Source organism: Streptomyces himalayensis subsp. himalayensis, assembly GCF_013778455.1.
In the GTDB taxonomy this organism is placed as follows: Bacteria; Actinomycetota; Actinomycetes; order Streptomycetales; family Streptomycetaceae; genus Streptomyces; species Streptomyces himalayensis.
Genome location: NZ_JACEHE010000010.1, coordinates 19,325 through 43,858 on the forward strand (window position 1 = coordinate 19,325; position 24,534 = coordinate 43,858).

Annotated in this window: 17 protein-coding genes; 7 read left to right on the top strand and 10 right to left on the bottom strand. The window is 69.6% G+C overall.

Features of this window, described 5'->3' with window-relative positions:
• Window positions 1-67: 67 nt before the first annotated feature.
• Window positions 68-2,479 carry a bifunctional salicylyl-CoA 5-hydroxylase/oxidoreductase gene (locus tag H1D24_RS17695; RefSeq protein ID WP_181658568.1) on the top strand — a complete coding sequence of 804 codons (2,412 nt, stop codon included), beginning with the start codon at window positions 68-70 and terminating at the stop codon, window positions 2,477-2,479.
• 103 nt (window positions 2,480-2,582) lie between these two features.
• Here the strand turns inward: H1D24_RS17695 and cysC are convergent, their stop codons facing one another.
• From cysC to H1D24_RS17725, 6 genes are all read right to left on the bottom strand, one after another.
• Entirely contained in the window at window positions 2,583-3,131 is a 549-nt protein-coding gene (gene cysC, locus H1D24_RS17700; RefSeq protein WP_181658569.1) for an adenylyl-sulfate kinase, read from the bottom strand.
• On the bottom strand, window positions 3,128-4,348 hold the full coding sequence (locus H1D24_RS17705) for a glycosyltransferase family 4 protein (RefSeq protein ID WP_220136865.1): 1,221 nt from the start codon (window positions 4,346-4,348) through the stop codon (window positions 3,128-3,130). Before H1D24_RS17705 ends, cysC begins: the two co-directional genes overlap by 4 nt.
• Window positions 4,345-4,758 (bottom strand): hypothetical protein, encoded by a 414-nt coding sequence (locus H1D24_RS17710; RefSeq protein WP_181658570.1) that lies wholly within the window; start codon window positions 4,756-4,758, stop codon window positions 4,345-4,347. The genes H1D24_RS17705 and H1D24_RS17710 overlap by 4 nt, the downstream gene beginning before the upstream one ends.
• Window positions 4,755-5,651 carry a sulfotransferase family protein gene (locus tag H1D24_RS17715; protein ID WP_181658571.1) on the bottom strand — a complete coding sequence of 299 codons (897 nt, stop codon included), beginning with the start codon at window positions 5,649-5,651 and terminating at the stop codon, window positions 4,755-4,757. Before H1D24_RS17715 ends, H1D24_RS17710 begins: the two co-directional genes overlap by 4 nt.
• 111 nt (window positions 5,652-5,762) lie before the next feature.
• The gene (locus H1D24_RS17720; protein ID WP_181658572.1) at window positions 5,763-6,572 is read right to left on the bottom strand and encodes a PaaX family transcriptional regulator; all 810 of its coding nucleotides are present in this window, start codon (window positions 6,570-6,572) and stop codon (window positions 5,763-5,765) included.
• Between the two features lie 9 nt (window positions 6,573-6,581).
• Window positions 6,582-8,207 carry an AMP-binding protein gene (locus tag H1D24_RS17725; RefSeq protein WP_374064254.1) on the bottom strand — a complete coding sequence of 542 codons (1,626 nt, stop codon included), beginning with the start codon at window positions 8,205-8,207 and terminating at the stop codon, window positions 6,582-6,584.
• Between the two features lie 95 nt (window positions 8,208-8,302).
• Here H1D24_RS17725 and H1D24_RS17730 point away from each other — a divergent pair, with 95 nt between their 5' ends.
• The 3 genes from H1D24_RS17730 to H1D24_RS17740 all read left to right on the top strand — a co-directional run bounded on the left by H1D24_RS17730 (window position 8,303) and on the right by H1D24_RS17740 (window position 10,854).
• The gene (locus H1D24_RS17730) at window positions 8,303-9,481 is read left to right on the top strand and encodes an acyl-CoA dehydrogenase family protein (protein ID WP_181658573.1); all 1,179 of its coding nucleotides are present in this window, start codon (window positions 8,303-8,305) and stop codon (window positions 9,479-9,481) included.
• The gene (locus H1D24_RS17735; RefSeq protein ID WP_181658574.1) at window positions 9,478-9,876 is read left to right on the top strand and encodes a RidA family protein; all 399 of its coding nucleotides are present in this window, start codon (window positions 9,478-9,480) and stop codon (window positions 9,874-9,876) included. The genes H1D24_RS17730 and H1D24_RS17735 overlap by 4 nt, the downstream gene beginning before the upstream one ends.
• Before the next feature lie 132 nt (window positions 9,877-10,008).
• Complete coding sequence (locus H1D24_RS17740; protein ID WP_181658575.1) at window positions 10,009-10,854, top strand: alpha/beta fold hydrolase; 846 nt, start codon at window positions 10,009-10,011, stop codon at window positions 10,852-10,854.
• Between the two features lie 4 nt (window positions 10,855-10,858).
• On the opposite strand, the gene H1D24_RS17745 is transcribed toward H1D24_RS17740, so the two are convergent.
• Together H1D24_RS17745 and H1D24_RS17750 are read right to left on the bottom strand one after the other, a co-directional pair.
• The gene (locus H1D24_RS17745; protein ID WP_181658576.1) at window positions 10,859-11,068 is read right to left on the bottom strand and encodes a hypothetical protein; all 210 of its coding nucleotides are present in this window, start codon (window positions 11,066-11,068) and stop codon (window positions 10,859-10,861) included.
• On the bottom strand, window positions 11,065-11,802 hold the full coding sequence (locus tag H1D24_RS17750) for a DUF2470 domain-containing protein (RefSeq protein ID WP_181658577.1): 738 nt from the start codon (window positions 11,800-11,802) through the stop codon (window positions 11,065-11,067). The genes H1D24_RS17745 and H1D24_RS17750 overlap by 4 nt, the downstream gene beginning before the upstream one ends.
• A 347-nt stretch (window positions 11,803-12,149) precedes the next feature.
• Here H1D24_RS17750 and H1D24_RS17755 point away from each other — a divergent pair, with 347 nt between their 5' ends.
• Together H1D24_RS17755 and H1D24_RS42440 are read left to right on the top strand one after the other, a co-directional pair.
• Complete coding sequence (locus H1D24_RS17755) at window positions 12,150-12,641, top strand: sortase (RefSeq protein ID WP_181658578.1); 492 nt, start codon at window positions 12,150-12,152, stop codon at window positions 12,639-12,641.
• A gap of 88 nt (window positions 12,642-12,729) precedes the next feature.
• A complete protein-coding gene (locus H1D24_RS42440) occupies window positions 12,730-13,443 on the top strand; it encodes a class F sortase (protein WP_258564154.1) in 714 nt (237 codons plus the stop codon).
• Window positions 13,444-13,564: 121 nt separating this feature from the next.
• On the opposite strand, the gene H1D24_RS17765 is transcribed toward H1D24_RS42440, so the two are convergent.
• Window positions 13,565-15,082, bottom strand: a complete 1,518-nt coding sequence (locus H1D24_RS17765) for a peptidoglycan recognition protein family protein (RefSeq protein ID WP_181658579.1) — start codon at window positions 15,080-15,082, stop codon at window positions 13,565-13,567.
• 53 nt (window positions 15,083-15,135) lie between these two features.
• Window positions 15,136-15,666 carry a hypothetical protein gene (locus tag H1D24_RS17770; RefSeq protein WP_258564142.1) on the bottom strand — a complete coding sequence of 177 codons (531 nt, stop codon included), beginning with the start codon at window positions 15,664-15,666 and terminating at the stop codon, window positions 15,136-15,138.
• A gap of 287 nt (window positions 15,667-15,953) precedes the next feature.
• On the opposite strand from H1D24_RS17770, the gene H1D24_RS17775 reads away from it, so the two are divergent.
• Window positions 15,954-24,533 carry a golvesin C-terminal-like domain-containing protein gene (locus tag H1D24_RS17775; protein WP_181658580.1) on the top strand — a complete coding sequence of 2,860 codons (8,580 nt, stop codon included), beginning with the start codon at window positions 15,954-15,956 and terminating at the stop codon, window positions 24,531-24,533.
• Window position 24,534 lies beyond the last annotated feature (1 nt).

Below are 24,534 nucleotides of genomic sequence, written 5' to 3' on the forward strand. Positions count from 1 at the left end.
GGGAGCCGAGCCCGCTCCGGACGCTGCGCCCGCTCCGGACGCTGAGCCTGCTCCGGACGCTGAGCCCGTGGTGAGCCGCCGCGGCCTCGCCCGCCGCGTCGCGGTCATCGGCGGTGGCCCCGGCGGGCTGTACGCCGCGGCCCTCCTCAAGCGCCTGGACCCGAGGCGCGAGATCACCGTCTGGGAGCGCAACGCGCCCGACGACACCTTCGGTTTCGGTGTCGTCCTGTCCGACGAGACGCTCGGCGGTATCGAGCACGCCGACCCCGTCGTGTACGCGGCGCTCGAGGCCGAGTTCGTACGCTGGGACGACATCGACATCGTGCACCGCGGCGCCCGCCACACCGCCGGTGGGCACGGCTTCGCGGCGCTCGGTCGGCGTCGGCTGCTGGGCATCCTCCACGAACGCTGCCGCTCGCTCGGCGTCGACCTCCGCTTCCGTACGGAGGCCCCGCCCGCGGCCGAGCTGGCCTCCGCGTACGACCTGGTCGTCGCCGCGGACGGCGTACACAGCATCACCCGTGAGGCACACGCGGACGTCTTCCGGCCGGCCCTCACCACCCACCGCTGCCGCTACATCTGGCTGGCCGCGGACTTCGCCTTCGACGCCTTCCGCTTCGAGATCGCCGAGACCGAACACGGCGTGATGCAGCTGCACGGCTACCCGTACGCGGCCGATTCCTCCACCGTCATCGTGGAGATGCGCGAAGAGGTCTGGCGGGCCGCCGGATTCGCGGAGGCCGACGAGTACGAGTCCGTCGAGCGGTGCGCGAAGATCTTCGCCGATGCCCTCGGCGGCCGTCCCCTGCGCGGCAACAGCTCCTCGTGGATCAACTTCCGCACGGTCGTCAACCAGCACTGGTCCGACGTGAGCTCCGACGCGGACCGCGGGAGCAGTACTGACGGAAGCTCGCGCGCGGACTCCGGCGGGAGCTCGCGTCCGCACTCCGGCGGGAGCTCGCGCGCGGACTCCGGCGGGAGCTCGCGCGGCCACATCGTCCTGCTCGGCGACGCCGCCCACACCGCGCACTTCTCCATCGGCTCGGGCACCAAGCTCGCCGTCGAGGACGCCCTCGCGCTCGCCGCCTGCCTCACGGAACAGTCGGATCTCGGCGAGGCACTGCGCGCGTACGAGGCCGAGCGCCGGCCCGTCGTCGAGTCCACGCAGCGCGCCGCCCTCGCCAGCCTGGAGTGGTTCGAGAACCTCGGCATGTATCTCCGCCAGCGGCCGCGCCAGTTCGCCTTCAATCTGCTCACCCGCAGCCGCCGCGTCACCCATGGCAATCTGCGGCTGCGCGACGCCCACTTCACCGAGGCCGTGGAGCGCGACTTCGGCTGTCCGCCCGGCACGCCCCCGATGTTCACCCCTTTCCGGCTGCGCGACCTCACCCTGCGCAACCGCGTCGTCGTCTCGCCGATGGACATGTACTCGGCCGAGAACGGCATCCCCGGCGACTTCCATCTCGTCCATCTGGGCGCCCGGGCGCTGGGCGGCGCCGGACTGGTGATGACCGAGATGGTGTGCGTCAGCGCCGAGGGCCGCATCACGCCCGGCTGCACCGGGCTCTACACCCCTCAACAGGGCGGGGCCTGGCGCCGCGTCACCGACTTCGTGCACACCCACGCCCCCGGCACCGCGATCGGCGTCCAACTCGGGCACTCAGGGCGCAAGGGCTCCACGAAGCTGATGTGGGAAGGCATCGACGAACCGCTCGACGACGGCAACTGGCCGCTCGCGGCGGCATCCCCCCTTCCGTACCGGTCCGACAGCCAAGCACCCCGGCAACTCGGCAGGGCCGGGCTCACCGACATCCGCGAGCAGTTCGTGGCCGCCGCCTGGCGCGCCGCCCGCTGCGGCTTCGACCTGCTGGAACTGCACTGCGCGCACGGCTATCTGCTGTCCGGCTTCCTCTCCCCGCTGACCAACCGACGGACCGACGGCTACGGGGGCTCCCTCGAGCGGCGGCTGCGCTTCCCGCTCGAGGTGTTCGACGCGGTACGGGCCATCTGGCCGGAGGACCGGCCGATGACGGTCCGGATCTCCGCCACGGACTGGGCGGACGGCGGTACCACGGCCGACGAGGCCGTCGAGATCGCCCGCGCGTTCGCCGCGCACGGCGCCGACGCCATCGACGTCTCCACGGGGCAGGTCGTTCCGGACGAGCGGCCCGCGTACGGACGCTCGTACCAGACGCCGTTCGCGGACCGGATCCGCAACGAGGTGGGTGTCCCGGTGATCGCGGTCGGTGCGATCTCGTCGTGGGACGACGTCAACTCGCTGATCCTGGCGGGACGTGCGGATCTGTGCGCACTGGGGCGGCCGCACCTGTACGACCCGCACTGGACGTTGCACGCCGCGGCCGAACAGGGGTACGCGGGGCCTGGGGTGAACTGGCCCCTTCCGTACCGTGCGGGAAGCAGGCGACCCCAGACGGGCCGCCTCGACGCACCTAAGCCGCGCCTGACGCTGGACGGCTGAAGCGTGGGACGCATCCCCCTGCCGGGGGACTACTTCGCTCCCGTAAGCCCCGTCCCGGAGAACCGAATCGCCGCCGGGGCGAACGCCTTCAGCGCCAGAGTGATCACACCAGCCCCCTCGCCGCCAGCATGGCGTACACCGCGTCCGCCGACTGCTCCGGCGTCTGGTGCTGCGTCTCCAGCACGAGCTCGGGGTCGACCGGCGGCTCGTACGGGTCGTCGACACCCGTCAGCCCGGTCAGCTGACCCGCCGCCTGACGCGCGTACAGGCCCTTCACGTCGCGGTCGCTGCACACCGCCACCGGCGTCGCGACATGCACCTCGAAGTACGGCGTGTCGCTCGCCTGATGCCGCTTGCGCACCGCCTCACGGCTGTCCGCGTAGGGCGCGATCACCGGGACGACCGTCAGCACGCCGTTGCGCGCCAGCACCTCCGCGACCAGTCCGATCCGCTGCACGTTCGTGTTGCGGTCCTCGCGGCTGAAGCCGAGGCCCGCGGACAGGAAGCGACGGATCTCGTCACCGTCCAGGACCTCCACGCGGTGGCCCTCCGTCCGCAGTCGGCCCGCGAGTCCGCGTGCGATCGTCGTCTTGCCCGCGCTCGGCAGGCCGGTGAGCCAGACGGTGGCTCCCTGTGCCCGTGCCGTGGTCATACGTGAAGTCCTTTCGCGGCACCGCTGCGGTGCCGGGTCTCGTGCAGTTCGGTGAAGAGCGCCTCCCACCGCGGATGGACGGAACCCGGGCCGTAGGAGGCCGAGGTCATCAGGGCGGCGACTCCCATCTCGGCCCGCAGTTCCTGGTCGGCCATGAGCCGTCCCATGGCGTCGGCCAGTGCGTCGGTGTCCTGGGCCGGCACCAGCAGGCCGTCCACGCCGTGTGTGAGAACGTCGGCCGGTCCCGTCGGGCAGTCGAAGGCCACCACGGGCAGTGCGTGGCTCATCGCCTCGATCATCACCATCGGCAGCCCTTCGAAGCGCGAACTGAGCACGTAGAAGGAGGCCTTGGCGAGCTCGTCGTCGAGGCGGTCGGTGTGCCCCATGAGGAAGACGTGGTTGTAGAGATGGTGCTCCTCGATGAGGGCCCTCAACTCCGCCTTCTTCTCGCCGCTGCCGTAGATCCTCAACTGCCAGTCCGGGTACTTCTCGACGAGCCGCGCCCATGCCGGGATCAGCAGGTCGAAGCCCTTCTGCGGGAAGAGCCGCCCGGCCGCCACCGCGATCTTCGATTCGGGGCGTGACGGAATCTGATCCAGCGTGTGAACGGCGTTCGGAATCCGGATGACGCGCGTGCCCGGCAGCAGTTGCTCGTAGTCCTGGCGGTCGCGCTCGGTCAGCACGGCCACCGCGTCGAACTCCGGATAGCACTCCACGATGCGCCGCTGGACGTCCACCCGATGCGTGCCGTGGTTCATGTGCTCCTGCGCCACCCGGATCACCCCGCCGGTCGCATGCCGCGCGGCGAGGAAGTTCAGGGCCGGCCTGGTGGTCACCAGGACGCCGTCGCGCAGGGACGCCACGTACGCGATGACCGCGTCCTCGACGTGCCGGTTGAAGTAGCGGTAGCCGAACTCCCCACGGGGGATCTCCCGCGCGGGCACCTCCAGCTGCCGGGTCCGGCGCCGGTCGCGCAGCCGCGCGACCAGGCCCCGCGCCGGCTCCAGCGCGCGCTCGCGCAGGTCGACCAGCGTGGACACGGTGACCCGGCAGTCCAGCGGGAACTGCACCTCGTCGCGGCGGCGCAGCACGCTCACCAGCTCGACGTCCCAGCCCGCGGCCACAAGGGAGTTGGCCTGGTTCATGACGGTACGGATGGTGCCGCCGCGGCCGTAGGCGTGCAGCAGCAGATAGCGGATCTTGATGCCGGGTCTCATACGCGGCACTCCAGCGACAGATTGTCCTGGACCGTGTAGTACGGCTGCACCGTGAGGGTCCCGCGGGCGGCCGGCACACGCTGAGCCGGATAGACCATGATCTTCTTCTTGTCGCGGTTGTCGTCGAGCTGCCGCCCGGCCCGCAGCTTCACCTCACCGTCCGTGAGGTGCAGATCCCACTGCTCGATGCCGTCCGTGTCGTATGCGGCGAGGTCCGCGACCGGTACCTCGCTCTCGAAGCGGTCGTCCTCGACCCGGGCCCGGTACCGCAGTTGCTGCGTGCTGCTCCGGCGCACCAGCAGCAGCCGCCAGTCCCTGCCGCTGTCCCCGCGCCTTCCGTACAGCCGGCCCACGATGCGTATACGTCCGTCCCGCGGCCACACCTGTTCTATCTCGGCGTGCGGCTTCACGAGGCGTAACCCCAGGACACGCACATCGGCTGGAGGACCTCGGGTATCTCGTCCTCCTTGGGCAGTTCACGGCCCGCCTGCACCCGGCCGGTGCGGATCTTGTCGCGCCAGTCGCCGAGCCCCTTGACGAGGTCGCCGTCCTGGCGCTCGCCGTAGGCGAGCATCGAGGCGTCGAAGTCGATGCCGAGGAAGGTGCACAGGCTCCGCAGCTGTCCCTCGGGGTCCTCGGTGAGCTGCTCGTAGCGGATGGTGTGGCCGCCGGTGAGGCCCTTGCGGGCGTTCTCGACGGCCTTCATGTAGCGCAGCGCGTCGGCCGCGGCCTCGTCGTAGGTGCGCTTCTCGGGGTCGGCCTCGTGCCAGGAGCGCGCGATGGACACGGGGTGGCGCAGCAGGAAGACGAACTTGGCGTCCGGCCAGCAGGCGGCTATGCGCTTGTACGCGAAGGCGTTGCTCGGCGTCTTCTCGACGATGAAGTCCTTGCCGGACTTGGTCAGTTCGCGGTGCAGGACCCGGTCCCACAGCAGATGCTCTAGATCACCGCGATCTAGGTCGAGGGCGCTCATGGCCTTCTGCGAGAGCTTGCTGCCGAATCCGACCTCAAGGCGGCGGATGTGCAGCTCGTGCGGGGCGTGCAGGCGCGGGTGCGCGTTGAGCAGCATGCGCAGCAGGGTGGAGCCGGACCGGACGGGCGACATGATGAAGACGGGTTGCCGCAGCAGCCGGTCGACCTCGGGGTCGTCGGGACATCGGAACGGCACGTCGGGACGCTTCTTCGGTGGCGTGCTCTTCGCCGGTGCCTTCTTGGCGGGCGTCGTGGGCGCACTTACCACCCGACGGACCTGGTAACCCGTCGCCGAAGCGAACGCCTGGTTGAGCTTGGGCAACAATCTCATGCGGCCCGATGATATGAGCGATTTCTGAGAAGAGGGGCGGGAGAAGCTGAGGGTTTACTGAGCGCGTCAAGATGTAACCGACGCCTCATCGGTCTCAGAGGTCACGCAAACTCATGCAGAGAGCACGAATTTCTTCCCGGCGTCCCGCAGTCGGGCCCCCAACTCCTGGAAGACCTGTGCCGACCGGGCGCCCGGCCATCCCTGGGGCAGAAGTTCGGCCGGAAGCCCCGGGTCCGCGTACGGCAGATGCCGCCACGAGTCCAGCGCGAGCAGATAGTCGCGGTACGCGTCCTCCGCGGGGGTGCCGGCTCGCTTGCCCCACGCCCGCAGGACCGGCTCGTGGCGGTCCAGGAACTCCTCATGCAGCTTGGCGATGGCCGCCAGGTCCCACCAGCGTCCGACGGCCTCCGCGGTCGGCGTGAAACCCAGGTGGTCGCCGCGGAACAGATCGACGTACTGGGCCAGTTGCAGGCGCTCCAGTGTGTGCCGGGTCTCCTCGTACAGCCGTGCGGGGGCGATCCAGACGCCCGGTGCCGCCGCGCCGAAGCCCAGCCCGGCGAGCCGGGAGCGCAGGACGTGCCGCTTGTGGCGCTCCGGCTCCGGGACCGAGAAGACGGCGAGGACCCAGCCCTCCTCGCCCCGGGGCGCGTCCGTGCGGTAGATGCGGCGGTCGCCGTCGTCGAGCAGCTGCCGGGCGTCGGGCGACAGCGCGTATCCGGCCGTGCCCGTCGCGGTGCGCTCGGGGACGAGCAGTCCGCGCCGCTTCAGCCGGGACACCGACGAGCGCACGGACGGGGCGTCGACGTCGACGGCGCCCAGGAGGCGGATCAGCTCCGCCACCGGTACGGGACCGGGGAAGTCCCGCCCGTACGCGCCGTAGAAGGTGACGATCAGGGATCGTGGAGTGTGCTGCTCGGACACGTGATCACTCTACGGTCCCGGCTCCCGGAGCCGGAATCTCTGCAGCTTCCCGGTCGCGGTACGGGGTAGCGCGTCGAGGAAGAGGATCTCGCGCGGGCACTTGTACGGTGCCAGCTCGGCCCTGACGAAGTCGCGCAGCGCCGCCGGGTCCTTCCCCGCACCATCGCGCAGCACCACACAGGCGACGACGATCTGCCCGCGCGCCTCGTCCGCCCGGCCCACGACCGCGGCCTCGACCACGTCCGGGTGGCGGAGCAGCGCCTCCTCGACCTCGGGGCCCGCGATGTTGTATCCCGCCGAAATGATCATGTCGTCCGCGCGGGCGACGTAGCGGAAGTAGCCGTCCGGCTCCCGGACGTACGTGTCGCCGGTGATGTTCCAGCCGCCGCGCACGTACTCCCGCTGCCGGTCGTCGCCCAGATAGCGGCAGCCCACCGGGCCCCGCACGGCGAGCAGTCCCGGCTCGCCGTCCGCCACCGGCTGCCCGTCGGCGTCCACCACGCGCGCGTGCCACCCCGGTACGGGCACGCCCGTCGTACCCGGACGGATCGCCTCGTCCGCCGCGGAGATGAAGATGTGCAGCAACTCGGTCGCGCCGATGCCGTTGATGATGCGGTGCCCGGTCCGCTCGTACCAGGCCTGCCAGGTGGCGGCGGGCAGGTTCTCACCTGCGGAGACACAGCGGCGCAGCGACGAGATGTCGTACGCGGACACCTCGTCCAGCATCGCGCGGTACGCGGTCGGCGCGGTGAACAGGACGGACACCCGGTGCTCGGCGATCGCGGGCAGGAGCTGCCCGGGGCCCGCCTGCTCGAGCAGCAGCGCGCTCGCCCCGGCCCGCATCGGGAAGATCACCAGCCCGCCGAGCCCGAAGGTGAAACCGAGCGGCGGACTGCCGGCGAAGACGTCGTCCGGCTCGGGCCTGAGCACATGACGTGCGAACGTGTCCGCGACGGCCAGCACATCGCGGTGGAAGTGGACACAGCCCTTGGGCCGCCCGGTAGTGCCGGACGTGAACGCGATCAGCGCGACATCGTCGGACGACGTGTCCACGGCAGTGCAGGCACCCGGCATCCGCGCACTGCGGTGCAGCAGATCGTCCGGCGCGTCCCCGCCGTACGTCGTGATCCGCAGCCCCGGAATCTCCGCCTTCGCCAGGTCGTCCACCGACCTGATGTCGCAGAGGGCATGGCCGACCTGCGCGATTCTGCACATGGTGGCCAGCTCGTGGCTGCGCTGCTGGGCGAGGACGGTCACCGCGATCGCGCCCGCCTTCATCACGGCGAGCCAGCAGGCCGCCAGCCACGGCGTGGTGGGCCCGCGCAGCAGCACCCGGTTTCCGGGCACGACACCCAGCTCACCGCTCAGTACCTGGGCGATCCGGTCGACGTGGCCCTGCAGCTGCCCGTACGACCACACCTCGCCGGACGCGGTACGGAACACCGGCCGCTCCGCTCCGAACCGCTCGACGGCGCGGTCCAGTAATTCCGTCCCGCAGTTGAGCCGATCGGGGTAACGCAGCTCCGGCAGATCGAAGGTGAGGTCGGGCCACTCGTGGGCGGGTGGAAGATGATCGCGCGCGAAGGTGTCGACGTGGGCCGAGGTCTTCAGCCCCAGGACGTCGCTGGGATTCATGGCGGTTCGCCCCCTTGTCATGGTGGGCTCGCTCCATGAGCGTATCGTGAAGGTGACGACAGTCAACGCTTCGCGATAATGGGAGAGGCCATCCGATGCCCGGATTCGCACTGGAGCCGCAACAACGCGAGTGGTGCGCCCAGCTGCGCACCCTGGCCGCCGAGCGGCTGCGCCCCCTCGCGGACAAGGCCGAACCGGGCCGCGTCAACCGCCCACTCCTCACCGAAATGGCCGAACACGGCCTGCTGACCAGGATGTTCACCGCCGGTGCCCTCGACCTCTGCCTGATGCGGGAATCGCTCGCCCACGCCTGCACGGAGGCCGAGACGGCGCTGGCGCTCCAGGGCCTGGGTGCGCATCCGATACGCCACTCCGGCACGCGCAGGCAGCGCGACCGCTGGCTCCCGGAGGTCATGGCGGGACGCGCCGTCGCCGCCTTCGCGCTGAGCGAGCCGGGCGCGGGCTCCGACGCGGCGGCGCTGTCCCTCGCCGCCGAGCCGACCCCGGACGGCTGGCGGCTCACCGGCGAGAAGCGCTGGATCTCCAACGCCCCCGAGGCCGACTTCTACACCGTCTTCGCCCGTACGACACCGGGCGCGGGCGCCCGCGGCGTGACCGCCTTTCTGGTCCCCGCAGACCGCCCCGGTCTGACCGGCGCCGCACTCGACATGCTCTCCCCGCATCCCATCGGCGCCCTCCGCTTCGACGGGGTGCCCGTGACCGCGGACGACATGCTCGGCGAACCCGACCGCGGCTTCCGCGTCGCGATGCGCACCCTCAACCTCTTCCGGCCGAGCGTCGGCGCCTTCGCGGTCGGTATGGCGCAGGCCGCGCTGGATGCGACGCTCGCGCACACGGCACAGCGCAGCGCGTTCGACGGCAGGCTGAAGGACCTCCAGACCGTCGCCCACCAGGTCGCCGAGATGGCCACCCGGACGGAGGCCGCGCGGCTGCTCGTGTACGCCGCCGCATCCGCGTACGACGCCGGCGCACCGGACGTACCGATGCGCGCCGCCATGGCGAAGCTGCTTGCCACCGAGACCGCGCAGTACGTGGTCGACGCAGCCGTCCAGCTGCACGGCGCCCGCGCCCTGCAGCGCGGACACCTCCTCGAACACCTCTACCGCGAGGTGAGGGCTCCGCGGATCTACGAGGGGGCCACCGAGGTACAACGCGGGATCATCGCCAAGGAGCTGTACGAGGAGCTGTACGCGGCCAGGGAGCCGGCTGCGTCAACGGAGTGGGACGAGCCCAGGGAGTCGGACGCCTCGTGAGCACGGAGCGCATCAATCCGGCCGAGCTCTCCCCGCCCACGGGCTTCTCGCACGCCGTGACGGCGACGGGCTCCCGCCTCGTCTTCCTCGCCGGGCAGACGGCGCTCGACTCCGACGGCAAGGTCGTGGGCGAGACGCTTCCGGCCCAGTTCGAGAGGGCACTGGCCAACCTCCTCGCCGCACTCGCCGCGGCGGGCGGCGGCCCCGCCGATCTCGCCCGGGTCACCGTCTACGCCACGGATGTCGCCGACTACCGGGCCCACGCCGCCGAACTCGGCCGCATCTGGCGGCGGTTGGCGGGACGGAACTATCCCGCGATGGCGGTGATCGGAACGGTTCGGCTCTGGGACACGGAGGCACTGGTGGAGCTGGACGGGGTCGCGGTGCTCCCGTGAGCGCCCGGACCTTCCGGTGCACCGGCTCCTGGCCGCCGCACAGGGCGAGCCGTTCCCCGCGGGAGGCGGGGCGGCGGTAGCGTGGTGGGGCCTCGGGGACAAGGCGCGGCATAAGACGACTTGGGGGCTGTCATGCCGAAGACCGAGCTCAGCGTGGGCACCATCGAGTACGAGGACTCAGGGGGATACGGCGTCCCCGTCGTGCTGCTGCACGGGCTCGCGCAGGACGGCACGGTCTGGCGTGGCGTCGTGGAGCAACTCGGCCCCGAGTTCCGCTGCATCGTCCCGACCCTCCCGTACGGCAGCCACCGCATCCCACTGCACCCCGGAGCGGAGCTCACCCCGCACGCGATGGCCCTGCTCATCGGAGAGTTCGCCGACACGCTGAAGCTCGGCGGCGACACGGTGTTCGTCGAGAACGACGCCGGACGGCTGCAACAGCTGGCCGCCGAGCGGCCGGACCGCGTCGGCCGGATGGTCATCGCCGGCTGCGAGGCCTTCGACAACTACCCGCCCCGCGCGGGCGGCAAGATGCTGGTGGCGGCCGCCAGAATCCCCGGCGGTATCGCGCTGATGGCGCACGCCCTGGCCATCCGTCCGCTGCGGCGGATCCCGGGCACCGGATACGCCATCATGGGGCACAAGCCCGTACCGGACGACCTGATCGACCGCTGGATCGAACCGCTGCGCAGGAATCCCGCCGCCCGCGATGTGCTGGTCCGTTATGCGCGCGGCCTGCGGAAGACGGAGATGTCCGAAGCCGCCGAGGGCCTGCGCTCCTACAACCGCCCCGCGCTGGTCGTCTGGGGCAGGCAGGACCGCATGATGCCGCCGGAACACGGCCGCCGACTGGCCGAGCTGCTGCCCCAGGGGCGCCTCGTGGAGCTCGACGAGTGCCGCACGCTGATCCCGCTGGACCGCCCCCACGGGCTCGCCGAGGCGATCCGGACCTTCGTACGCGAGACGTCGTCGCCCTGATGCATCAGCCCGGCGAAGAGACCGCGCCGGGCGGCGTGTCGGTGTCCTGTTCGCCGTGATGGCTCGGCGGTGCGGTGCGGGCGGTCGCTGGAGCCGCAGCCTGAACGCCGTGCACCTCGCGCTGCGGAGGAGTGCAGAGGGCGGCTGCCAGCGGAGCCGCACGCATGATCGCCGCCACGTCGGCGCGGGAGGGTGGCGGTTGACGAGACGTCATGGGCGGGAGGAGGTCGGGTGCCGGTGCGGGCAGTTCCGTCCGGCGGCCAGGAGATTCTGGATCCCCGCCCCGGCCTGGGCAGCGTCATGCACCGGCTGGGGAAAAAGAAGCCGGAGGTCGCAGTGGCCACGGGCGTACTCGCAGCGCAGCGTGATGGCGTAGCGGTCGAGGGCGACGGGTTGAACGCGGACGACACCCTGCAGCAGCCGCGGCCCGGCCAGCCGGGACAACTTGGCCACCATGTCCTGGTGGGCGTCGGCCAGATGCGTCAGCATCGCCGCCTCCTCGATCGCCAGGGGATCCGCTTCGGCGAGCACCAGTTCGTCGAGGCCGACAGCCACCATGTCCTCCCCCGTTTCGAGTGTGGCGCGCGCGAGGTCGAGGCGGAGGCCGGCGCTGTCGTCCGCGTCGTTCTCCGTGCCGTCGGCCAGGGCGAGCCATCCCGAGAGCGTCACCTTGGCGCGCACCCGCGCCCGGACCGGCGTGGGGGAGATGTCGGTGAACTCCAGCAGCGCGGCCAGAGCGCCGCGTGGGGCGGATACGGTCCGGGCCGCCAAAGGGCTGTCGGCCGGCAGCCGCAGTGTCACCTGGCCTTTGCTGTCGACGGTGTGCAGACCGACGAGGTCGTAGCGGTGCCCGTCCGTCGTGAGGGTCAGCGATCCGGCGCGGGCCAGTACCGAACGGATCCGTTCTGCGGCGGTCGGCGCCGTCACGGAGGCGGTGGTGGGGTTCATCGGACCTCCCAGGAGAAGCGAGCAAGGTTAGGCTAACCTAACTTATGTGAATTCGGGAACCCTCGTCCCGGGGCTCGCCCGCAGACGTAGCCGGAGACCCTGAGCCGGCAGATCTGACGAGGCACCAGTAGCCCGTTCGCTCCCCTCCGGCGCTTCCTCCGCCGTACTGGCCTCTGCGCCGGTGACCTGCGTAATCGATCAAGCGGGAGCTCCGCTGCACCTGACTGGGCGACACATCTGCCGATCCGTCATGTTGCGGGGCTGACGGACTGTCGGTTGCCTCGTGAGCGGAGCACAGCAGAGGCGCCGCGCAGACAGGCCGGACACTGCTCCGTTGGAGGATTCATATGCGTTACACACACGTTGGTGCAGGTATCGGCCTGGTTCTCGGTGCCCTCGGTCTGCAGGTCCCGGCCGCTGTCGCCGCTGATGGCTCAGATGTCCGGATCAATCCGTGGAGTGCGTCCCCGGGCTCCACGGTCACGGTCAGTACCACGGCGTGCGGCCCGGACGTGGACTACGGCAAGGGCTGGTCGGAGGTGGGAGGGCAGTTCCACCTCTTCGAGGGCGACCATGAAGGGGTACTCACCGGCCAGTTCGAGATCCCGGAAGGAACCAGGCCGGGCAATGACACGGTCACCCTGAAGTGCCCACCGCGGATCAAGATCACGGATACGTACCGGGTCACCGGCCGCCCTCCGAGCGGCTCGGTCAGCGCCGGTTTCGGACCGGGCGAAGACAGAGGCATGGAGCTCGCCCTGGGCGGTGCGCTGCTCGTCGGAGCCGCCGCCGGCGGTGTGGTCTGGATGTGCCGCCGCCCGAACGGCAACCGAACCTGACGCCTCAGCCGCGATGGAACCCGAGCACAACACCAGCGCTTCCCGAGACCCGTTCGTCCCCGCAGTGAGCTTTCTGGCGTGCGCCATGATGGTGGGTGCGGTGCTGCTGATCAGCGGGGTGCACGACGAGAAGCCACCGCAGCCATCGGCGGCCCAGGCCTTCTCCACGTCCGCAGACCCCACACCCACCGGCACTGCCACGGCCCCCGCCATTGCCTCGCCTACCAGCACTGCCTCGGCTCCCCCCACTGCTTCAGCGACCGGTACTGCGTCAGCTGCCCCTGCTGCTCCAGCTCCCCGTACGGCTGCGGCAGCCGGCCCCGCCGGTTCCGCCCTCCAGCCGCTGCCGGCGGATCCGGTCCGGCTCCGGATCGCCGCCATCGGCGTGAACGCCCCCATGGCACGACTGGGTCTCGACGCGGCAGGGGCACTACGGAGCCCACCACCCGGCAAACCGGGCCTCGCCGGCTGGTACGGCGACGGCACGGCTCCCGGCTCGCCAGGGACGGCCATCGCCACCGGACATGTGGACACACCCACCGGCGCCCCCGGTGTCTTCCACAAACTCGGTGCCCTGACCAAAGGCGCCACGATCGAGATCAGCCGGGCGGACCGGCGGACCGCGGTGTTCGCCGTCAGCGCCGTTGAGCTCTACGACAGGAAGAAATTCCCCAGCAAGAAGGTCTACGGCAGTACCGGCCGGCCCGAACTCCGGTTGATCACCTGCGGCGGCGGCTACACCAAGCGCACCGGCTACCTGAGCAACGTCGTGGTCTACGCGACGCTGACCGCGGTGAAGTAGCCGGCGGCGGGTACACCGGAAGACGTCCGCCCACCCGATCCCGCCGCGCCGAGCCCCACACCGCACACCAGCGACACGACGGCCCCGCACACACGCCGGACGTGTGCGGGGCCGTCGGGGGTCACTTGGCCGCGTACGGGGAAGCAGCCGCCCGGGTGCGGATGTCCGGTAGGCGGTCGTAAAGGACCTGGCCCGGGCACAGCGTGGCGTAGCCGTCGCGGTGGCCGGAGATGGTGTACAGGGTGGCTTTCTCGCCGGTCTTGTACACGCCGGTGTCGCCGGCCGCGGTGAGCGTCACCTGGGCCTGCGGGTCGACGCCGTCCAGGCCCAGTTTCCACGCGGCGACGTCGGCGATGGCCGACAGCGCCTCCGGTGTGGGGGTGCCGCCGTTCTCGTAGTCGCCGAGCAGGGAGATTCCGGAGGAGACGCCGTTGAAGCCGTAGGTGTGGGCGCCGCGCACCCGCTCGTCGACGCCGCCCGCACGGCCCTCGAAGACCGTGCTGCACTTGTCGACGAAGAAGTTGTAGCCGACGTCGTTCCAGCCGTTCGTCTGCACGTGGTAGACGAAGATCGCGCGGATGATGGCGGGCGAGTCGGCGCAGGTGTAGTCGTTGGTGCCCGCGGTGTGGTGGACGAAGGCGGCCTCCACCTTGGTGAGGTACTCAGCGGGTTCCTTCACCAGCGACTCGTCGGCGCCCCAGCCGGCGCGGCTGACGATCGTCGGCGAGGCGGGTCCGGCCGGGGCGGTGGACTCGGCGGGTGCGCTCGGCTCGGCGGGCGACGTGGACTGCCCCGGCGCCGCCGTGTCGGTCGGCGTGGGCGAACCGGCGGGTGTGGTGGGGTCGACGGGCGTTGGCGACTCGGCCGACGTCGTTGACTCGGCGGGTGCGCTCGGCTCGGCGGACGCGGTGTCCGTCGGCGAGGCGGCGGGCTCGGTCGTACCGGCCGTGGACTCGGCGGGTGCGCTCGGCGTCGCCGTGTCGTCGCCGTCGCTCGGGACCGTCGCCGGGGAGCTGGTGGAGGGCACCGGTGCGGGAGCCTCCTCGGACCCGGCGGGGGCCGTCGTCGCCGTGGTCTTGCCGGGCTTCAAGGCGCCGTTGTCCTTGCCCTTGGACTTGGGCGTGGTGCCGGGGTCGATCAGGTCCAGGCGCAGCCCCTCGGGTACGGCCGTCTGCTCGCCGTCGGCCAGGACGCGCGCCTCGACCGCGTCGGAGGGCCCCGCCCACAACGGCTCCGAGGCGCCGCGCGTGTCGACGGAGCTCGTCTCGTCCGTCTCCGGCGCCACCGTGTCGAAGTCCAGGTCGCGCCAGTCGGTCCACTCGCCCGTCCCGGCGCTGCGGGTGCGGATCTGGGCGGTGCCGTCGAAGCGCGTGGTGTGGTCCGCCCAGGAGATGCCGATCAGCGAGAAGGTCTTGGTCTCCGTGCGTGGCAGTGTGCGCTTGGTCCTGCCGGTCCCGCCGAACGCCATCGTCTGCGCGCTCGCCGGGCGGGCCGTGTCCTCGGTGCCCCGGCCCTCGCCGGGAACGGCGACCGCGACCGTCGCCAGCCCGGCGCCGCCGAGCACGGTGGCGCCGACGGCCAGCCAAGTGGTGCGTGAACGGCCGAGCGTGCGGCGCGCGCGGGACCTTCTGGGGCTCATGGCCCTCCTCTTCTTTCGCTGTCGCTTGCTGTGGGGCGCGAGGGGGTGCGCGGTCAGCCCGCGGCGTCGGCCGGGTTCGGGCTCGGACTGGGCAGCGTCCCGCTGCACGTGGCGCGCCCGAAACCGCCGCTCGCGGTGGCGCTCTGCATGTGCCGGCCCTGCACGGCGACGGCGCAGCGGGCCTGGCCGCCCTTCTCGCCGAGCACGATGCTCACGACGGGGCTGCGGCCGAGCGGGACGGGCACGGTCTTGCGCCAGGGCAGGGCGGCCGCCTTTTCGACGGTGGCCTTCCCGGACTCGTTGCGCGCCTGGTAGGTGATGTCGGCGGTGCCGGTGCCGGTCACCTCGTAGGTGACCGAGGCGGTGGGCACCTCGCGCTTCTTCTTCTGCTCGCCGCCCGGGGAGAGCACCCCGTACAGCACGAGCCCGCCGCACGCGGCGAGTGCCACGGCGGCCGTGATCACCCCCGCGCGGTCCGGGCGACCGGCCTTGGCGCCGGATTTCCCGCCCTGCGGCCGCTCTTCGGCCTGTGCCTGCTCTTCGGCGTCGGGTCGTGCGTCGGATTTCGCGCTGTTGTCGCCCATTGATTTCCCCCTCGACAGCTGAATTACCGATGTACTCAGCTCGCGCGGACTGAGGACAGGCGGGGTTATACCCCACGACGTCGACCCTTTTCCAGCGAGCGGAAATATCGGACATCAGCCCGCGCCCGTGTGGCCGTTTTGCAGGGACTGCCACATCAAATGGGTGGAATGTCCCGGCACTTGACTTTGCATCACTTGGATCACTAGACCTCCGGCCGCCACTGCGTATGCCCTCGGCCGGCCCCTTCGGGACAGCGCTGAAATGCGGTGGATTTCAACGACTGTCGATGGAAAGGTTTGGCGTGAGTCCAAGATTGGGCAGGGTGCTGGCGTGCCTTGTGGCAGCAGCAGTGACGAGTTCACTGATACCGCAGGCCGCTTATGCCGCGTCCGGTTCTGATGGTGATGGCGGGGGTTTCGTCGACAACATCAAGAGCTGGTTCGCGGACGACAGCAAGGAATTGGACAAACCGTCCTCGCACAACGAGGCGGGAGTGGCCGAGCGGCAGAAGCTGCCGAAGGGCAGGGCAGCGCCGAAGGCGAAGCGCGTCGCGGAACTGACCGGGAAGCGCACGGCGAACACCCGGCTCTGGAAGCTGTCGGACGGGCGGGTGCAGGCCGAGGTGTCGGCCGTGCCGACCGCCTACCGGGCGGGCAAGTCGTGGCGGGACATCGATGTCCGGGTGAAGAAGAGCGGCCGGGACGATTACCGGTACGCCAACACCGCCAACGCCCTGAGCAGTTGGTTCGGCAGTGACGCGGACCGGCTGATGCGGGTGGAGTCCGCAGACGGACACGCGGTGACGCTGGGCCTGGAGGGCGCGAAGGGCTCTCTCGACCCCCTGGCAAAGGGTGACACCGTCACCTACCGGGACGCGGTGGCCGGTGCGGACCTGTCGTACGAGGTCGGTCCGGGCCGGGTGAAGGAGAACATCACTCTGGCCGAACGCCCGGACGACCCGGTGAAGTTCACGTTCACGCTGGACACCGACGGGCTGACGCCGAAGGCCGCGAAGGACGGCTCCATCGCCTTCTACGGCGAGGGCGCCAACCCGGTCCTGGTGATCCCGGCGCCATTCATGGCCGACACGAAGAAGGACGCCGAGTCGCCGTACGGAGCCGCCTACAGCACTGCCCTGCGGCAGCAGCTGTCGCGGGACGGCAAGGGCTGGAAGCTGACCGTCGTCCCCGACGCGAAGTGGCTGGCCTCGCCGAAGCGGCAGTACCCGGTCACGATCGACCCGACCATCCAGATCGCTCCGACGCCGTCGACGGCGCAGGACGTGATGATCTCCTCGGACGGTCCTGCGTCGAACTACGACACCAACTGGCGGCTGTCGGTGGGTAACACCAGCACCGGCAGCTCCCGCGCCCTGCTGAAGTTCCCCCTCACCGGGGTCCCGGCGGGCGCGAAGCTCGACTCGGCCGATCTGAAGCTGTACTACGACCAGACGCACACCACCGGTGACACCGAGGTGCATCTGGAGGCGCACAGGGCGACCGCGGACTGGAGCGAGGACCGGGCGACCTGGAACAGCGCCGGCGGAATCACCGGCGAGCTGTCGGGCACGTCCGTCCTGGTCGACGACGGGGACGCGGGCACCACGGCCGCGAAGGGCTCCTGGCCCGCGTCCGGGAACACCACGTACACGCAGTACGCGGTGAACCAGGACTACCTGTACAACAAGGACTCGGTGGCCGGGGACACCTACACCTGGCAGCCGAACCTTCCCGAGGACGGCGACTACCAGGTCCAGGCGCACTACGTGCCGGCCTCGGACCGGGCGACGACCGCCCCGTACACCGTCACCTACAACGGCGGCAGCAAGGCCTACACCGTCAACCAACAGGCCGGTTCGGCCGGGATGTGGAAGACGCTGGGCACGCACCCGTTCAAGGCGGGCACGACGGGCAAGATCGTGCTCGGGGACGGGCCCGCCTCCACCGCCACCTCGGTCATCGCGGACGCGGTGCGGTTCACCAAGGGCGGTGTGGTCACCAAGCAGCCCTCCGAGGTGAACGTCTGGCACTCCTTCCCGGTGACGAAGACGGTGCAGTCCTGGATCGACGGCACCAACGCCAACTACGGCTTCGTCGTCAAGGCCGGGGACGAGTCTGCGAACGGCCCCAAGGGCGGCCCGCGTTACGAGGGCAGCGAGTACGCCTACGAGGGTGAGACCGCCAACTACCCCCGCCTGGTGCTGACCTACGGCCGTCCGGGCGTCGAGCTGGAAGCGCCGACGACGATCCACGACACGGGCGCGGCGCTGAAGTGGTCGGCGTACACCGACCCCTCCACCGCGACCGGCGACGACATCGTCGAGTACCAGGTGCACCGCTCGATCTACCAGACGTTCACCCCGTCGGCGACGACCCTGGTCTCGCCGGTGGCGAAGACGTCCACGTCCTACACAGACACCTCGGCGACGCCGACCGCGGCGGACAGCGCGGACCCGTTCGGGCGGGCGTACTACTACATGGTCGCGGTCAAGACGGCCGACGGCCAGGTGGTCGGTGCGCCGACGCAGCTGGTGCGTCTGCCCAAGGCCGGCCGCACCACGAAGATCGTCGAGGCGGCGCAGGACACGACCCTGTCCCAGACGGAGTCGACCACCCCGCACGACACCCTCACCGACGGCATCGCGCAGAAGTGGCTGGCCGTGGGCAACAACTCACCCACCTACGGCACGACCCGCGCGCTGCTGAAGTTCCCCGTCCTGGACATCCCCACCAGCGCCCGCGTGCTGGACGCCACCATGCGGCTGTGGGGCACGCAGACCACGACCGAGAACACGGGCGCGGTCTATGAGATGCGGCCGCTGAGCCGGGACTTCGACGAGGCGTCGGCGACCTGGGTGAAGGCCAACTCCACCACCAACTGGACCACCGCCGGCGGTGACTTCGGCGCCACGGTCGCCGACACCGTCCCCGCGCTGAGCAACGACCCCGCCCGCCACGACTGGAGCGCCGCCTCCCTGGTCCAGAGCTGGGTGAGCACCCCCGGCTCCAACCAGGGCGTGCTGCTGAAGATGGCGAACGAGTCGGTGAAGCAGGAACGCACGGTGTTCCTGTCCTCCGAGGCGCCGGAGAAGAAGCTGCGCCCGCGCATGGTCGTCACCTACATCGACTCCACCACGGAGTCGACGTACTACGCGCCGAAGACCCCGGCGCGGATGACCCCGAACTCCACCTACACGGTCGAGTTCACCCTCACCAACACCACCGACGCGACCTGGACGGCCGCCGACCAGGTGCTGTCCTACACCTGGAAGCTGCCCGACGGCACGGACAAGACCACCGGCGGCAACCAGGTGCAGACCGCGCTGCCCGAGGACGTGGCGCCCGGTGAGACCGTCACCCTCCAGGCGCAGGTCAACACGCCGATCAACAGCGACAACGGCAACAAGCGCACCGACTACGTGCTGACCTGGGACCTGTTCGACAAGACCGCGGGCACCTGGCTGTCGGCGGGCACCGGCGGCATTGCGGGCCTGCAGCAGAACGTTGCGGTGGAGGACCCCACCTCCAACAGCCTGGGTCTGGAGAAGTTCTACTCCTACACGGGCAAGAACACCGGTGCCGGTTCGACGGTGATGAACAACCTCGCCGCCGGCAACAGCGTGTGGTCCTACAACGCGTTCACCAACCCCGGACGCGGCCTGACCACCTTCGCCCGCTTCTCCTACAACTCCCTCGACACCTCCGACACCGTGCTGGGCGGCGGCTGGTCCGCGCAGCTCGCCGGGCCCATCCGGCTCGGCGCGGCGCTGGACTTCCACCCCAACCCCAACCCGACCGAGATCCGCCTGCCGGACGGTGACGGCACCACGCACGTCTTCACCAAGCAGGACGACGGCACCTGGAAGGCCCCCGCGGGCGTCCACTACAAGGTGTCGATGAAGGCGGGCCTGGACTGCACCCCGGACAAGGACCCGGTGCCGGACGCCTGGACGCTGCTGCGCCCGGACGGCACGCGGTTCTACTTCGGCTGCGACGGCTACCTGACGTCTGTCGTGGACAAGAACGGCAACACGCAGACGTACACCTACGAGGAGCGCAAGTCCAACAACAAGCCGACGAAGTTCCTCAGCTACATCACCGACCCTGCCGGCCGCCAGTCGCTGACCGTGGAGTACTACTCCAAGGCCGAGGCGACCAGCCCGAAGATCGCCGACCACGTCAAGTCGATCACGGACATCTCGACGCGCAAGCTGACCTTCGAGTACTCCGACCAGGGCCTGCTGGCCAAGCTGACCGACGGCGCGGGCTCGTCCCAGCCGAAGGTGTTCGGCTTCACCTACGACTCCACCCAGGGCAACAAGAACGTCAAGCTGGTCAAGGTCACCGACCCGCGCGGCCACGACACGGCACTGGCGTACTACGCCCCGCAGACCGGGGACGACCCGAAGTACCACTGGTGGACCAAGAAGATCACCGACCGTCTCGGCGGTGGCACGGACTTCGCGTACGCGGCGAACACCACGAACACGAAGTTCACCGACACCACCGTCACCGACGCCGAGAGCCACGCGACGAAGTACGTCGCTGACGACTTCGGCCGCCCGGTGCAGACCACCAACGCCAAGTCCCAGACCACGAAGATGAGCTGGGACGCGGACAACAACGTCACGTACCTGGAGGAGGACAACGGCGCCAAGACCGCGTTCTGCTACGACCAGAAGACGGGCTACCCGCTCTGGCAGCGCGACGCGGAGAACAACAAGAACGGGGTCCCGGCCGCCTCGGACTGCGCGCCCGGAACCTACCCGGCCAACGCGGCCACGTACGAGTACCAGACCCGCGCCGACGGCTTCGCCGCCGACCTGTTCCGCAAGACCTCCCCGGAGGGCCGCGCCTGGCAGTTCGGCTACGACACCTTCGGCAACCTCAAGACGGTCACCGACCCCAAGGGCGTGGCGACCACGACGGCGGGTGACTACACGGCGTCGTACGACTACGACGCCTATGGTCAGCTGAGCAAGGCGACGGACGCCAACGGGAACCCGACGTCGTACTCGGGCTTCGACGCGAACGGGTACCCGGAGACGATCACGGACGCCAAGTCCCACCCGACGCTCTTCGACTACGACGAGCGCGGCCAGGTCCTCCACGTGACCGACGCCGACTCCAAGGTCACCACGCAGAGCTACGACACCTTCGGGCGTCCGACGGGAAGCACCGTGCCCAAGGACCAGGCCACCGGTGACCTGATCACCACGCCCGCCCCGGAGTACGACGCCAACGACAACGTCACCAAGTCGACCTCGCCGGGCGGCGCGGTCTCCACGGCGGTGTACGACGATGCGGACCAGGTCGTCTCGGCCACCGCGCCGAAGGACAGCGCCACGTCGGACGAGCGGAAGACGACCTACACCTACGACCGGGCCGGCAACCTCAGGACGACGACGGAACCCAAGGGTTCGCTGACGACGTCGGACACGGCGGACTACGTCACCACGAACAACTACGACGCGGTCTACCAGCTCACGTCGGTGGTCAACGCCAAGCAGGAGACGGTCTCCTACGAGTACGACAACGTCGGCAACCTCGTCACGGTCATCGACCCGAAGAAGAACGCGACCGCCGTCACCACCGACTACACCACCAAGACGGCGTACGACCTGAACCACCGGGTCACCACCGTCACGGACGCGACCGGTAAGTTCACCAAGCGGACCTACGACAAGGACTCGCTGGTCCTCACCACCACGGACGCGGAGAACAACACCACGACCGTCACATACGACGAGCGGGGTATGCAGTCCGAAGTCAAGGTCCCCTACGAGGGCACCACGACCCGTTCGACGAAGTACGAGTACGACCAGGTCGGCAACGTCACCAAGGTGATCACGCCGCGCGGTGCGGCGACCGCGAACGCGGACGACTTCGCCGTGCGCACCGCCTATGACGAGCTGAACCGCCCGGTCCGCAAGTACCAGCCGTACGACCCGAACGACGGCCGCTACAACAACCCGAACGTCTACACGGAGACCACGTACGACAAGGTCGGCCGGGTGGCGAAGACCTCGCTGCCGCCGTCGGACGGCGAGACCGTCCGCAACGACACGACGTACACGTACTTCGACAACGGCTGGGTGAGGTCCTCCACCGACCCGTGGGACATCGCCGCCACCTACGAGTACAACGAGCTGGGCCTGCAGACGGCCCGCACGCTGACCTCGGCGGGCGGTTCCTCCAACCGCACGATGACGTGGAGCTACTACCCCGACGGCAAGCTGAAGTCGAAGTCGGACGACGGTGTGCCGGTCGGCAAGTCGGTGGTCCTGGTGGACAACTCCGACACCCAGAACACCTCCTCCACCGGTACCTGGACGGCCGGGAACATCACCGGCCAGCAGGGCCCCGACCACCGCACCCACGCGGCGGGCACCGGCACGGACGCGTTCACCTGGACGCTGAACATCCCCAAGGACGGCACGTACACCGCGTACGTGAAGTACCCGAAGGTCACCGGCGCCACCACCAGCGCGAAGTACACGCTCACCCGCGGCACCACCACCGAGCCGGCCGTCACCAAGGACCAGACGGCGGGCACCGACACCTGGGTCAGCCTGGGCACCTACACCCTCAAGCAGGGCGAGGACACCAAGCTGAAGCTGGACCAGAGCAGCGGCGGCATCGCCGTCGCCGACGCGGTCAAGCTGGTGCGCGACAACGCGGGTGAGACCGACAACGAGAAAAAGAGCTTCGCCTACGCCTATGACGTCAACGGCAACCTGACGTCGATCGACGACACCTCGTCGGGTGCGAAGATCGACGCCTACACGGTCGCCTACACGGGCCTCAACCAGGTCCAGAAGGTCACCGAGGCGCTGGCGGGTCAGGAGAAGAAGGCCACGTCGTACACCTACGACGCCAACGGCCTGGTCGACACGGTCACCCACCCCGACCAGTTCTCCGAGTACACCTACGACCTGCGCGACCTGGTCGCCACCGTCGAGGTCGGCAAGTCCGCCACGGACACCTCGCCGAAGAGGACGACGTACACCTACACCGACCGCGGCCTGAAGCTGAAGGAGACCAAGGCCAACGGCAACACCGTCGACTACGCCTACTACCTCAACGCGGCGCTGAAGACGTCGACGGAGAAGAAGTCCAACGGCACCCTGGTCGCCTCGCACACCTACGCCTATGACGCCAACGGCAACAAGGCGCAGGACGTTGCGAAGAAGATGAACGCCGACAACAACACGGCGTACCTCGAATCGACCACGAACTACGGCTACGACCCCGTCGACCGGCTGAAGGAGTCGGTCAAGACCGGCAACGGCGCCGGGACGGAGACGTACGTCCACGACGACAACGCCAACGTCATCCGGCAGACGGTCAAGGGCACGGAGACCGTCTACGAGTACGACCGCAACCGGCTGCTGACCGCGACCATCTCGGGCGTGGCGGCGAAGTACAACTACGACCCGTTCGGCCGCATGGAGTCCGTCGTGGCCGCTGACAAGGTCATCGAGCGGAGCACGTACGACGGCTTCGACCATGTCGTGAAGTCCGAGAAGATGGACGACACCGGCGCGCTGAAGGCGACGACGTACACGTTCGACCCGCTGGACCGCACCGCGTCGAAGACCGCGGACGCCAAGACCACCGACTTCACCTACCTGGGCCTGTCCACCGAGGTCCTGGACGAGAAGGTGGCCGGCGAGCTGACCAAGTCCTACCAGTACAGCCCCTGGGGCGAGCGTCTGTCGCAGATCAAGCACAACAGCGACGGCACGACCGAGGACGGCTACTACGGCTACAACAGCCACACCGACGTCGAGACGCTGACCGACAAGGACGGCAACGCCAAGGCGACGTACGGCTACACCGCCTACGGCAAGGACGACGAAACCGAGTTCACCGGCATCGACAAGCCCGACGCCGCGGACCCGACCAAGGAGGCGTACAACCCCTACCGCTACAACGCCAAGCGCTGGGACGCCCAGTCCGGCACCTACGACATGGGCTTCCGCGACTACAACCCGGGCCTGAACCGCTTCACCACCCGGGACATGTACAACGGCGCCCTCGCGGACATGGGTCTGGGAGTCGACCCGTACACCGGCAACCGGTACGCCTTCACCGGCGGCAATCCGACCAGCCGGGTCGAGCACGACGGCCACATGATCTGTTCCGAGCCGGGTGTCTGCGGCGGCGACGCGTTCCTGACCAACTACTACGAGGACCGGGCGGCCGAGGAGTTCGTCCAGCCTGGCGAGGGCGAGTTCTACGAGAACGACACCCCGCTCGACGCGCCGCAGCAGCAGAAGGAGGACAACCGTCCGTTCAACACGTCCAACTGGTTCATGCAGTGGCTGAACCAGGACTACGACCTCGGTCTGTGGACGTACATGAACGGCGGCGTCCAGGGGCTGCGGCACTACATGGGCTACGACGTCGCCGCCGACCTGCTGGATCACTGGCTGGGCGCCTCGGGTGACGCGTACGAGCTCGACCCCAAGCGGATGATGGACGACATGCCGTCGTTCCAGAAGCTGATCGACGACCGGGTGGCCGAGGCCGAGAAGTCGGGCGGCAACTACGACTCCGGGTGGAGTGTGGGCACCAGTGTGGCCGACTTCATGGAGGCCGGCGACAAGGGTGCCGCGGTCCAGGGCTGGTGGTACGCCCTCAACGGGTTCCAGTACCGGGTGAAGAGCGGCGGTGACAACAAGACGATCACCGTCGAGATCTTCAAGCGGTACAACTGGGGCAACCCGACAGGCGGTGCGCCGCGCGGCAACGTCGGACTCTTCGAGGAGATCAACCAGAACGATCTGGCACAGTTGCACACCGACGGCTATGCCCAGGACTTCAATGTCTGGGGCTCCTATTCGTACCAGTTGGGGGGGTGAG